Consider the following 12,141-nt stretch of genomic DNA (forward strand, 5'->3'; position numbering starts at 1 on the left):
GGGGTGGGCACGGGCCGGTAAAGACCGCGCCGCGAGAAAAGGAAAAGCAGGCTGTCATGCCGTGGTCATGCCAGAGGATCGCGGCTTAGGACAGGGGGTTAGGGGCCGATCAGTGCCGCGTGGTCCGTTCGTCATTGCGAGCGGAAGCGAAGCAATCCACAGCCGCGCGTGCTGCCCGGGATTGCCGCGGGGCTGCGCCCCTCGCAATGACGACAGGGTGGCCGTCCAACCCTACCAGTCGCGCCAGCCGTCGATTTCCTCCAGCAGCCGCTTCTGCCCGGCAAGCCGGGCCATCTCGGCGAGAGCGGCGCGGATGTCGTCGCGCTCCGCCGTACCGATCATGCCGCCGATGCGGTGATCGGCATGGTTGAACCACGTCACGCAGCGCTTGAAGATCGCGCGGGCGGCGGGCTTGCGCGGCTTGGGCGCCAGCGCGGAGAGTTCGGCGCAGGCCAGCAGCAGCGCCCGGCGCGCGCCGGCCACGAATGCGGGCGGCAGCCCCGTCTCGGCAGCGCTCCAGCCTGCCAGCGGCGTTTCGGCGCGCAGGCGGTCCCACGTCAGCCCGGCCATCCGGGCGGCGAAGCGGGCGCGGGCGGCGGCTGCTTCCGCCTTTTCGGCGATCTGTTCGCGCGCCACTTCATCGCGCAAGGCATCGCGATCATGCGCCCAGCGCCATTCGCCCTCGGCAGCATCGCTCGCGTTGGCGAGCGAGGTGCCATAGCGCGCGCCGATGCCGTAGCAGGCGATGGCTTCGGCATGGGCTCGGTCTTGAGCCGACAACGGCGTTTCGCCCAGCAGCATCGGTTCGCGCAGGTCGGCCAGCTTCCAGTCCGGCGGCTGCAAGCCGAAAATCGCGGGTTCCCGGCGCAGCGAGAACCGGTGTTCACGCAGGATGCCGCAGGTGGCGGTCTCGGCGCGCGATGGGCGCGCGGTCCAGATCCCGTCCAGCACCAGAACCGCGATTGTCGCAGGGTTGGCACCGATCACGCGCAATGCGGCCCATCGCCCGGTTTCGGCCGGCGAAAAGCGCGTGAACGGAGCGGTGCGGAAGGAAAGGACCGTGCCGGCGGCGGGCAGGACGCGGCGCGATCCCCGCAAGACTGCCTTCATGCCACCTTTCACCTTGCCGCCCGTGCCGTTGGGACGGGATCGCCCCTACTGCCGTGCCGGGACGCGAGGTATGGTGAAAATGGACCGATGCGGAGCGGCGGATCAGCCCTGGAGCAGGGCCTTTACCGCCGCCGTGACATCCGCCTGGCGCATCAGGCTTTCGCCGACCAGGAAGGTGCGTGCGCCGCACTTTTCGAGCCGCTGGAGATCGGCATGGGTATTGATGCCGCTTTCGCTGACCAGCAGCGTGCCTTCCGGCGCCAGTGGCGCGAGCCGTTCGGTGATGGCGATATCGGTGACGAAGCGCTTGAGATCGCGGTTGTTGACGCCGATCAGGCGCGAGCGCAGCCGCGCGGCGCGCTCCATCTCGGCCTCGTTATGGACCTCGACCAGCACGTCCATGCCGTGGTCGATCGCGGCGGCTTCGATCTCGGCCATGGCACCGTCGTCCAGGGCGGCGACGATGATGAGGATGGCGTCGGCCCCGATCGCGCGGGCTTCCGTGACCTGCCAGGGATCGACCATGAAATCCTTGCGCAACACCGGCAGCGCGCAGGCGGCACGGGCGGCGATCAGGAAATCCTCGTGCCCCTGGAAATAGGGCGCGTCGGTCAGGATCGAAAGACAGGCCGCTCCCCCCGCTTCATACTGCCGCGCGTGTTCGGCGGGCTGGAAATCGGCGCGGATCAGGCCCTTGGACGGGCTCGCCTTCTTGATCTCCGCGATCAGCGCGTAGCCAGCGGCCGCTCTCGCGCGCAAGGCCGCCTCGAACCCGCGCGGGGCGCTCTGCCCGGCGGCGCGCGCGGTCAGGTCGGCCAGCGAGGTGGCGACCTTGCGGGCGGCGACTTCGCTGCGCTTGGTGTCGCAGATCTCGGTGAGCTTGTCGGTCATCGCGGCGCTTTAGCGGGACTGCGCGGGGCGAGTCGAGAGGGTGGTGCGGTGTGTCTCGACTTCGCTCGACACGAACGGGGACAGGGTGTCCTTCAACCTCCGTTCGTGTCGAGCGAAGTCGAGACACCGGCGCGCCCGCAATCCCGGCCTCTAGCGCAGCGCCACGATCCAGCAATCGAGCAGGGCCTTGGCCAGCCCCTTGTCGATCGCCTCGGCGGCTTCCTCCACGCCTTCGTGCCAGTCGCGCGCTTCGCCCGCGACCATCAGCGCGGCGGCGGCGTTGAGGAGGACGGCGTCGCGATAAGCGCCGGGTTCGCCCAGCAGCAGGCGGCGCAGGGCTTCGGCGTTATGCGCGGGATCGCCGCCCCGGATTGCCTCGATCGGTGCGGTGGGCAGATCGGCATCGGACGGCGCGACGCGGCACATCACGATCTCCGCGCCGGTCACGTCGGCCAGTTCGTTGCCACCGGCGAGCGAGAGTTCGTCCAGCCCCTCGTCGCCCGAGACGACAAAGGAACGCGCGGTGCCGAGCCGGGCCAGCGCATCGGCATAGATCGGCACATAGGCGGGCCGTGCGATGCCGACGAGCTGGCGCGAGACCTGCGCGGGGTTAGCCAGCGGCCCCATCAGGTTGAAGATCGTGCGCCGGCCGATCGCCTTGCGGATCGGCATGATGCGGCCCATTGCCGGGTGGTGGCGCGCGGCAAAGAGGAAGCCGATGCCGATGTCCGCCAGCGTTTCTTCCGCCGTTTCGGCAGCGCGATCGAGGTTGAGGCCCAGCGCTTCGAGCGTGTCGGCCGCGCCGGCCTTGGAACTGGCGGCACGGTTGCCGTGCTTGGCCACGGGCACGCCGCAGGCCGCGACGACCAGGCTGACGGCGGTGGAGACGTTGAGCGTGTGGTGCCCGTCGCCGCCGGTGCCGCAGACGTCGATGGCGTTGGCGGGGGCCTGCACCGGGATCATCCGCGCGCGCATCGCCCGCGCCGCGCCGGCAATCTCGCTCGCCGTCTCGCCCCGCTCCGACAGCGCGACGAGGAAGGCGGCGATCGCGTCGTCTGGAACCGAGCCATCGAGAATCGCGGCGAAGGCCCGCTCGGCGGTGTCCTCGTCGAGCGGGTGGTCGACCGGCGGCAGCGCGGTCACGCCGGGACTTTCGCGTCCACGCCGCAAAGCCGCAGGAAGTTCGCCAGCATGGCGTGGCCGTGTTCCGTGGCGATCGATTCCGGGTGGAACTGCACCCCATGGATCGGCAGTTCGCGATGGCGGAAGCCCATGACGTGCGTATCGTCCGAGGTGGCGTTGACCGCCAGCACTTCGGGAATGTCGGTCACGATCAGCGAGTGATAGCGTGTGGCGGTGAAGGGCGAGGGGATGCCGGCGAACATGCCGGTGCCGTCATGGGTGACGGGCGAGGTCTTGCCGTGCATCAGCCCGCCGCGCACCACCTGCCCGCCGAAATACTGCCCGATCGACTGGTGGCCCAGGCACACGCCGAGCAGCGGCACCCCGGCGTCGGCCGCCGCGCCCACCAGATCGAGGCTGATCCCCGCCTCATTGGGCGTGCAGGGGCCAGGCGAGATCAGGAACCCCTGCGCGCCCGAGGATATCGCCTGCCCGGCGGACAGCGCATCGTTGCGGACGACATCCACTTCCGCGCCCATCTCCATCAGGTAGTGGACGAGGTTCCAGGTGAAGCTGTCGTAATTGTCGATGACGAGGATCATGATGGGGTCCTACTGCCCGAAGCCCGGATCGCTGGCCACGCGGATCGCCTCGCGCGCGGCGGCGAAGAGGGCGCCGGACTTGTGTTCGCATTCGCGCTGTTCGTAGACGGGATCGCTGTCCGCCACGATGCCCGCGCCGGCCTGCACGTGGAGCACGCCGTCCTTGATCACGCCGGTCCTGAGCACGATGCAGCTATCCACCGAGCCGTCGGGCGCGAAATAGCCGACGCCGCCGGCATAGGCGCCGCGCGTTTCGGGTTCGAGTTCGGCGATGATCTCGCACGCGCGGACCTTGGGCGCGCCGCTGACCGTGCCCGCCGGGAAGCCCGCGAACAGCGCATCGACCGAATCCGCGCGCTGGGTATCGAGTTCGCCCACCACGTTCGAGACGATGTGCATGACGTGGCTGTAGCGTTCGATCGTGTAGCTCTCGGTGACCTTGACCGTGCCCGCCTTGGCCACGCGGCCCACGTCGTTGCGGCCGAGGTCGAGCAGCATGAGGTGTTCGGCGCGTTCCTTGGGATCGGCCAGCAGGCTTTCCTCGTTGGCGCGGTCCTCCTCCGCCGTCTTGCCGCGCGGGCGGGTGCCGGCGATGGGGCGGATGGTGACTTCGCCATCGCGGATGCGGACGAGGATTTCCGGGCTGGAGCCGGTGAGCGCGAAGCCCGGCAAGTCGAGGAAATAGAGGAACGGCGAAGGGTTGATCCGGCGCAGCGCCCGGTAAAGCGCGATCGGCGGCAACGGGAAGGGCGCGCTGAAGCGCTGCGCCAGCACCACCTGGAAGATGTCGCCCGCCTCGATGTATTCCTTGGCCCGGCCGACCATGCGGGCATAGTCTTCGGGCGCCATCGCCGGAGCAAGCGCAACGTCCACCGGCGCATCGAGCCGCGCGTCCTGCGGCGCGGGGCGGGCGAGGCGGCGCAGCGCTTCGTCGATGCGCTCGCCCGCCGTTTCCAGCGCCTGCGCCGGTGTGCCACCGCCGGCCCAGACCGGGGCGATGGCGAACAGTTCGTCCGAAAGGCGATCGAACACCAGCACCACGGTCGGCCGCACGAACAGCATGTCGGGCTGGACCAGCGGGCTTTGCGGTGCGCGCGGCAGCTTTTCGACCAGGCCAATGGTTTCATAGCCGAAATAGCCGACCAGACAGGCCAGCGCCGACGGCAGCGCCGCCGGCACGTCGATATGGCAGGCCTTCACCAGCGCGCGCAGTTCGGTCAGGCTGTCACCCGGCAGCGGGGCGAAGGCTTCGCGATCATGCCGCCACGCGCGGTTGACCTCGGCCGCGCGGCCGGTGGCGCGGAACACGAGATCGGGGTCCAGCCCAAGCAGGCTGTAGCGCCCGCGCACTTCGCCGCCCTGCACGGATTCGAGCAGGAAATCGCCGCGCCCCGGTTCGATCAGCTTCAGCGCGGCCCCGATGGGCGTTTCGGTATCGGCGATCAGGCGCCGCCAGATGAGCGCGGGGCGACCGTCGGCGAGCGCGGCGTGCGCCGCGTCCCAGTTTTCGGGCCGTCCGGTCCGGGCCGGCGCGTTCTCGATCACCGCCGCATCGACCATGGGCTTACTGGCCCCCGGTCAACTGCTTGCGCAGGGCCGCGATCGCGGTTTCGTTGCGCTTCACGCCGATCTCGTTGCGAATGGCGGTGCGCAGTTCGTCGGCCAGCTCGCGCCCGGCCGCCGCGCCCAGCTCGCGCTGGATGGTGGGCAGCATGGGATCGTTGGCGGCGACCTGGCCGGGGATGATGTCGTTCAGCGTGACGATGAACCATCCCTGCTTGCCCGGCGCTTCCAGCCGCTTGCTGGTCTTCTTCGCCATGCTGAACATCAGGGCCAGCGGCGCGGGCACGCGACCACCGGCGGCGGCAAGCTGCTGGCGCTCCATGTTCACGGCCTGCGGGGCGGGCAGGGCCACGCCCAGCGTTTTCAGCGCATCGGTGAGCGAGGTGCCCTTGGCGAGCGCGGCCATGATCTTGTCGCTGGCGATCTTGGCCTGGGCGGAACCCTGATCGGCGGCGTAATCACGCGCGACCACGTCTTTGATCTGCGCGAGCGGAGGGGGCGCGGCCTCGGTGATCTCGCCCACGTCGAACAGCGCGAATTTCGTGCTGCCTGGCACTTCGGAAATCTGCGGTTCGCCTTCGCGCTCCATCGAGAACGCCGCCGCAAGCAGCGGCGCGACGTCCGCCGGGGCCTTTTCGGCAGGCTTACCGAAGACCTGCCCGGTGGCGAGGAGCGGCGCGGTGGTCTGGACGGTGAGGCCCATCGACTTGGCGACGTCGGCAAGGCTGGTGCCGTTTTCGAACTGCTGCTCGATCTTGGCGGACATGTCGGTCAGCGCCGCCCGGCGCTTTTCGAGCGTCATCGCCGCGACGATTTCCGCCCTGGCCTGATCCAGCGTCTTGCCCGGTTTGCGGGTGATCGTATCCACGCGGATGACGTGCCAGCCGATCGGGCTGCGCGCGGGGGCGGCAACCTGGCCCTGGGCCGTGGCGAACACGGCGGCCGCCACCGTGTCCGACGCCTGCGAGGACAGGGCCTCGCGCGTCAGGTCGGGCAGCTTCGTGGCGCCCAGGCCCTTTTCCTTGGCGGCGGCTTCGATCGCCTTCCCGCCGCCCACTTCCGCGGCCAGCGCGCGCGCGGCCGCTTCGGTGGGGACGATAACCTGCGTGACGGTGCGGGTTTCGGAAGCGGCATAGGTCGCCGCGTTGAGCTTGTAGCGTTCCGCGACTTCGGCATCGGTGGGCGCGGGCACGGTCTTGAGCGCTGCTTCATCGAGGAAAGCATAACGCACGGTGCGGCGTTCGGGCTGACGATAGCGGCCCAGGTTCGCCTTATAGAAGGCATCGAGCTGCTGGTCGGTGGCGGGCTGTTTCGGCGCGAAGGCCAGCGACGGGATCGTGGCGATCACGCCATCGCGGCGTTCCTTGATCTGCGCGGCATAGCGCAGCGCGGCATCGCGCGGCATCGTCGCGCCGAACCCGGCGGGCACCAGGATCTGGCGGGCGACAAGGCCCTGGCCGATATCGTTGCGCACGCCGGCTTCGGTCAGGCCGCGCTGGGCAATGAGCTGCTTGTAGGTGGTCTGGCTGAACTTGCCGTCCGGCCCCTGAAACGCGGAAATCTTGGCGATTTCGCTGTCGACGAGCCGGCTGCTGGCGACAATGCCGTACTTCTTGCCCCATTCGAGCATGGCGGTGCGATCGACCATGCCGGAAAGGGCGTCGTCCAGCGCGCCCTGCTCCAGGAAGTCCTTCATCGTAAGCGTGGGCGTCTGCTGCCGTTCGGATTCGAACGCGCGGGTCACGGTCTTGCCCAGATCGCCGATGCCGATGCGATCGCCGCCGACGGAGGCCGCGCGATCGCCGCCCGCTACGCCGCCAAACCGGCTGCCGGTGATGTCCGCGCCGGCGAAAGCCAGGGCGATCAGCGCCAGGAACACCAGCGCCAGAATCACGCCGAGGCGCGATTTGAGGAAGGAACGGAAAAAGCCGAGCATCGGGGGCAATCGCCTATCTTGTAACTTTGGTTCAACACGTTGCCCGTGCAGCGGCGACCGGGCAAAGCCGGGGCGCACGCTACACGCGCGAACGAGGGGCCTTGCCTTAGGGACCAAACGCGAATCCTGCAATGGTCGCGCTCGGGGCGCGCTCGGGGCCGCGCTCGGGGCCACCCTGCGGCCACGCTCTGCGGCGGCATGGCGCGGCGCAAAACGCTTTCGCCCGGGCAGAGAACGCTTTCCCCCGTATTGTGAGGAACCGTTTTGCATTCTTATGCGCGGTTTGTTAGCCGCGCGGCGATTCAGTCCGCCTCGCTTACGTTCAGGAGGCGCGAATCCGAGTTTTGCTAGGGGGACCAGTCGAAGCCTATGACTCATCGGCCTTTCATCGTTGGCAACTGGAAGATGAACGGTACGCGCGCCATGCTGGCCGAAGCCCGTGCCATCGACCGTGCTGCCGAACGCTTTCCCGATGTGCAGGTTGCGCTCGCGCCGCCGTTCACGCTGATCAACACGCTGCGCGAGGCGGTGAGCGCGATGAATGTCGGCGGGCAGGATTGCCACGCCGAAGTGAAGGGCGCGCATACGGGCGACGTCTCCGCCGCGATGCTGGCGGACATCGGCGCCGATTTCGTGATTCTGGGGCACAGTGAACGCCGGCGCGATCACGGCGAGGCCGATGCCGCCGTGCGTGCCAAGGCCGATGCCGCGCTGACGGCCGGGCTGGCGATCATCGTTTGCGTGGGCGAAACGCTGGAAGAGCGCGACGCGGGCAAGGCCGAAGCGGTGGTTTCCGGTCAGGTTTCGGCGTCTTTGCCGGTGGGCGACGAAGCGCAGGCCGCTGCTGCGGCGGGCAAGATCGCGGTCGCATATGAACCGGTATGGGCGATCGGTACCGGCCGCGTGGCGGCGGTGGAAGACGTGGTCGCGATGCACGCCGCCGTGCGCGCGCGGCTCAACGCGGCCTATGGCGAGGCGGCGGACAAGGTGCGCATTCTCTATGGCGGCTCGGTCAACGCCGGCAACGCGGCCGATCTGCTGTCGGCGGCCGACGTGGGTGGCGCGCTGGTGGGCGGAGCGAGCCTGACGGCGGAAGCGTTCCTGCCGATCATCGCCGCCGCGGGGTCGGGCGAAGCCTGAGCGCCAGCCGGGCCTCAGCCGGTGCCTTGCCATCGGCGGGTTCGCGGCCTACATGCGCCCCAATCGTTTCAGGCAGAACATCATGTCGCTTTTCATTTTCCTTACCGTCGTGCAGGCGCTGGTCGCGGCCGCGCTGGTCGGTGTCATTCTGATCCAGAAGTCCGAAGGTGGCGGCCTGGGCGTTGGCGGAAGCCCTTCGGGCTTCATGTCGGCGCGCGGCGCGGCGGATTTCCTGACGCGCGCGACGACGGTGCTCGCCACGGCGTTCGTGGTGCTGAGCATCGCGCTTGCCGCGCTGGCGGTGAAGACCAGCTCGGGCAGCACGATCGACACTTCGCTTGACCGTTCGGTTCCGGCGCCCAAGGCTGATCCGCTGGCGCCGGCGCAAGGTCAGCAGCCGAGCCAGCAGCCCGCGGCGCCCGTTCAGGGCAGCGCGCCCGCGCCCGCGGCGGTTCCGGCCGACCCGCTCAAGGGTGCCGCGAAGCAGTAACCGTTACCCGGCAATAGAGCGCGCACCGATCCCGCATCCTTTTCCGGGCTTGCGGGGCGGGCGCTTTGCTTGTTGCCGATCGACCGTTTCAGCGGCCACATAAGGGCCGCAATCATCCAGCTTGTGGATTGCCGGAGCAATTTCTCCGGTAACCGCTTGCGTCCATTCAACCTCTGACGCTAAGGCCCGACTCCCATGGCGCGGTACATATTTATCACCGGCGGCGTGGTCTCCTCGCTCGGCAAAGGTCTCATGGCGGCAAGCCTCGCCGCGCTGTTGCAGGCGCGCGGCTATCGCGTGCGAATCCGCAAGTTCGATCCCTATCTCAACGTCGATCCGGGCACGATGAGCCCGTACCAGCACGGCGAGGTCTATGTGACCGACGATGGCGCGGAAACCGACCTCGATCTGGGGCACTACGAGCGCTTCACCGGCGTGTCCGCGCGCCAGGCAGACAACATCACGTCGGGCCGCATCTACCGAGACATCATCGCCAAGGAGCGCCGGGGCGATTACCTGGGCGCCACGGTGCAGGTGATCCCGCACGTGACCGACGCGATCAAGGACTTCGCGCAGACCGAAACCGAGGACCTCGATTTCGTATTGTGCGAGATCGGCGGCACGGTGGGCGACATCGAGGGGCTGCCGTTCATTGAGGCGCTGCGCCAGCTTCACAACGAGCTGGACCGCGACCAGACCTGTTTCGTCCACGTCACGCTGGTGCCCTATATTGCGGCCGCCGGCGAGCTGAAGACCAAGCCTACCCAGCATTCGGTGCGCGAGCTGACCGGGCTGGGCATCCAGCCTGACATCCTGCTGTGCCGTTGCGAAAAGCCGCTGCCCGAAGGCGAGCGCGCCAAGATCGCGCAGTTCTGCAATGTGCGCAAATCGGCGGTGATCCCGGCACTGGACGCGTCGAGCATCTATGCGGTACCGCTGCAGTACCATGCCGAGGGGCTGGACGCTGAAGTGCTGCGCCACTTTGGCCTGACCGCGCCGGAGCCGGACCTTGCCCGCTGGGACGATATCGTCGACCGCCACCAGAACCCCGAGGGCGAGGTGACGATCGGCGTCGTCGGCAAGTACGTGGGGCTGCAGGACGCCTACAAGTCGCTGAACGAGGCGCTGGTCCACGGTGGCATGGCCAACCGCGTCAAGGTCAACATCAAGTGGCTCGACGCCGAACTGTTCGAGAAGGACGACAGCGAGATCGCCGCGCATCTGGAGCCGATGCACGGCATCCTGGTGCCGGGTGGCTTCGGCGAGCGCGGCACCGAGGGGAAGATCGCGTCCGTCCGCTTCGCGCGCGAACGCAACGTGCCGTTCTTCGGCATCTGCCTGGGCATGCAGATGGCCTGCATCGAAGGCGCGCGCAACACCGCCGGCATCGCCGCCGCGTCGTCCACCGAGTTCGGCCCGACCGACGAGCCGGTGGTGGGCATCATCACCGAATGGATGACGCCCGAAGGGCTCGAAAAGCGGCAGGCGGGCGGTGACCTTGGCGGCACGATGCGGCTGGGCGCCTATGAGGCAAGGCTCGACGGAAACAGCCATGTCGCGCAGATCTACGGTTCGACGACGATCAGCGAGCGCCACCGCCACCGTTACGAAGTGAACGGCGCCTATCGCGCGCCGCTGGAAAAGGGTGGGCTGGTATTTTCCGGCATGTCACCCGACGGACTGCTGCCCGAGATCGTCGAACGGCCGGACCATCCCTGGTTCATCGGCGTGCAGTTCCACCCCGAACTCAAGAGCCGCCCGTTCGATCCGCACCCGCTGTTCCGCGGCTTCATCGAGGCGGCGGTCAAGCAGGCTCGCCTGTTCTGAAACAGGCCGGGCCAGCGCGGCCCGGGGCGCAAATCCTCACCGTTTGTTAACTTTAGGCACTGGCCAAAGCCAGTTTCCTCTGGCTATTTGTCCGCGGTGGAGCGGATTCCCGTAATCCGTTCGGGGTATTGCTGGGGGATACTGAACGATGGACGCCGCCAAGCTTGCGGATACGCTGGCCGCGCAAAGCCTGTTCGCCGATTGCGAGCAGGCGGAGCTATCCGACATCATCCGCCGCGCGCACCTGCGCACGTTCAAGCCGGGGCAGGAACTGATGGCGCAGGGGGAGGAGGGCGATACGCTCTTCATCATCCTCAAGGGGCTTGCGCGCGTCAGCATGGTGGCCGCGAACGGCCGGGAAATCATCCTCGACTATGCCGAGCCAGGCCATGTGCTGGGCGAGATCGCGTTCCTCGACGGCGGGGAGCGCACTGCCAGCGTCGAGGCGATCGACCCGACCGAGGCGCTGTGCCTGAGCCGCACGGCCTTTGCCGACATCATCGATCTGCACAAGGGCCTGGCGCTGCGCCTGTTGCGCGCCATGGCCCGCCGCCTGCGCCAGAACAACGCGGTGATCGAGGCGGACCGGGCCTATACCTCCGGTCCACGGCTCGCGCGGTTCCTGCTGCGCCTGATGATGGCGGAAAACGCCAACATCGAGGAAAACGGCGCCGGCGGGAAGCTCAAGATCGCGCTGAGCCAGGGCGAACTGGGCAACTTTGCCGGCATGTCACGCGAACAGATCAACCGCCAGCTTTCGGCCTGGGCCGAAAACGGCCTGGTCGGCCTGAAGGGCGGGCGCGTGACCATTCTCGATCGGCAGGCGCTGATCGACGTGGCCGAAGCCTGGTAGAGTTTCGGCCGATTCAAAAAGGGCGGCCCCCGAAGGGACCGCCCTGATTTCACGGCACCGGATGGAAGCGATCAAGCGGCGGCGCTGGCATCGCCTTCGATCACCTTCAGCGGCTTCTGTTCGCCGATCAGCACCTTCTTGGGCTTCATCGCTTCGGGCACTTCGCGCACGAGGTCGATGGTGAGCAGCCCGTCGGCAAGGTCCGCCGCTTCCACGCGCACGAAATCGGCCAGTTCGAAGCGGCGCTCGAAGCCGCGGTTGGCGATTCCGACATGGAGGAACTGACGGTCCTCGGCATCCGGCTTGGCACCCTTCACCACCAGCAGGTTCTGCTGGGCGGTGATGTCGATGTCTTCCGGCTTGAAGCCGGCGACGGCCAGCGTGATGCGGTAGGCATCCTCGCCACGGCGTTCGATGTTGAAGGGCGGATAGTTATCGCCGGCATTGGCGCGGGCCTGGCGTTCGAGCAGGTCGAACAGGCGATCGAAACCCACGGTGGTGCGGCGGTAAGGAGTGAAATCAAAACGGTTCATGGCAATATCCTCTGTTGAGCAATCTGCACTCTTCCGCAGGAACCCGGTTCGGCGTTCCCTTGGACCTTGCGGCC

General features: G+C 68.0%; 11 protein-coding genes. 4 read left to right on the forward strand and 7 right to left on the reverse strand.

The genetic code is table 11. The annotated features are described in order from the left end of the window. Window positions 1-231: 231 nt before the first annotated feature. The 6 genes from NMD1_RS15570 to NMD1_RS15595 form a co-directional block, all read right to left on the reverse strand. Window positions 232-1,110, reverse strand: a complete 879-nt coding sequence (locus NMD1_RS15570; protein WP_125955411.1) for a hypothetical protein — start codon at window positions 1,108-1,110, stop codon at window positions 232-234. A 102-nt stretch (window positions 1,111-1,212) separates the two neighbouring features. Beyond that, the gene (gene trpC / locus NMD1_RS15575; protein ID WP_125955412.1) at window positions 1,213-2,001 is read right to left on the reverse strand and encodes an indole-3-glycerol phosphate synthase TrpC; all 789 of its coding nucleotides are present in this window, start codon (window positions 1,999-2,001) and stop codon (window positions 1,213-1,215) included. 150 nt (window positions 2,002-2,151) lie between these two features. Next, a complete protein-coding gene (gene trpD / locus NMD1_RS15580) occupies window positions 2,152-3,144 on the reverse strand; it encodes an anthranilate phosphoribosyltransferase (RefSeq protein ID WP_125955413.1) in 993 nt (330 codons plus the stop codon). Continuing rightward, window positions 3,141-3,725 carry an aminodeoxychorismate/anthranilate synthase component II gene (locus NMD1_RS15585; protein ID WP_125955414.1) on the reverse strand — a complete coding sequence of 195 codons (585 nt, stop codon included), beginning with the start codon at window positions 3,723-3,725 and terminating at the stop codon, window positions 3,141-3,143. The genes trpD and NMD1_RS15585 overlap by 4 nt, the downstream gene beginning before the upstream one ends. 9 nt (window positions 3,726-3,734) lie before the next feature. Beyond that, window positions 3,735-5,285: an anthranilate synthase component I gene (gene trpE / locus NMD1_RS15590; RefSeq protein ID WP_125955415.1), complete on the reverse strand. Its 1,551-nt coding sequence runs from the start codon at window positions 5,283-5,285 to the stop codon at window positions 3,735-3,737. A 4-nt stretch (window positions 5,286-5,289) separates the two neighbouring features. Beyond that, window positions 5,290-7,224 carry a peptidylprolyl isomerase gene (locus tag NMD1_RS15595; RefSeq protein ID WP_125955416.1) on the reverse strand — a complete coding sequence of 645 codons (1,935 nt, stop codon included), beginning with the start codon at window positions 7,222-7,224 and terminating at the stop codon, window positions 5,290-5,292. Window positions 7,225-7,593: 369 nt separating this feature from the next. Between NMD1_RS15595 and tpiA the strand changes: the two genes are divergently transcribed. From tpiA to NMD1_RS15615, 4 genes are all read left to right on the forward strand, one after another. Further along, window positions 7,594-8,364 (forward strand): triose-phosphate isomerase, encoded by a 771-nt coding sequence (tpiA, locus tag NMD1_RS15600; RefSeq protein WP_125955417.1) that lies wholly within the window; start codon window positions 7,594-7,596, stop codon window positions 8,362-8,364. Between the two features lie 82 nt (window positions 8,365-8,446). Continuing rightward, on the forward strand, window positions 8,447-8,854 hold the full coding sequence (gene secG / locus NMD1_RS15605) for a preprotein translocase subunit SecG (RefSeq protein WP_124807471.1): 408 nt from the start codon (window positions 8,447-8,449) through the stop codon (window positions 8,852-8,854). 195 nt (window positions 8,855-9,049) lie between these two features. Further along, a complete protein-coding gene (locus tag NMD1_RS15610; RefSeq protein ID WP_124807470.1) occupies window positions 9,050-10,681 on the forward strand; it encodes a CTP synthase in 1,632 nt (543 codons plus the stop codon). Window positions 10,682-10,829: 148 nt separating this feature from the next. Continuing rightward, on the forward strand, window positions 10,830-11,534 hold the full coding sequence (locus NMD1_RS15615) for a Crp/Fnr family transcriptional regulator (protein WP_124807469.1): 705 nt from the start codon (window positions 10,830-10,832) through the stop codon (window positions 11,532-11,534). A gap of 71 nt (window positions 11,535-11,605) precedes the next feature. Here the strand turns inward: NMD1_RS15615 and NMD1_RS15620 are convergent, their stop codons facing one another. Then, window positions 11,606-12,067, reverse strand: a complete 462-nt coding sequence (locus NMD1_RS15620; RefSeq protein WP_124807468.1) for an Hsp20 family protein — start codon at window positions 12,065-12,067, stop codon at window positions 11,606-11,608. Between the last annotated feature and the right edge of the window lie 74 nt (window positions 12,068-12,141).

Source organism: Novosphingobium sp. MD-1 (assembly GCF_001014975.1).
In the GTDB taxonomy this organism is placed as follows: domain Bacteria; phylum Pseudomonadota; class Alphaproteobacteria; order Sphingomonadales; family Sphingomonadaceae; genus Novosphingobium.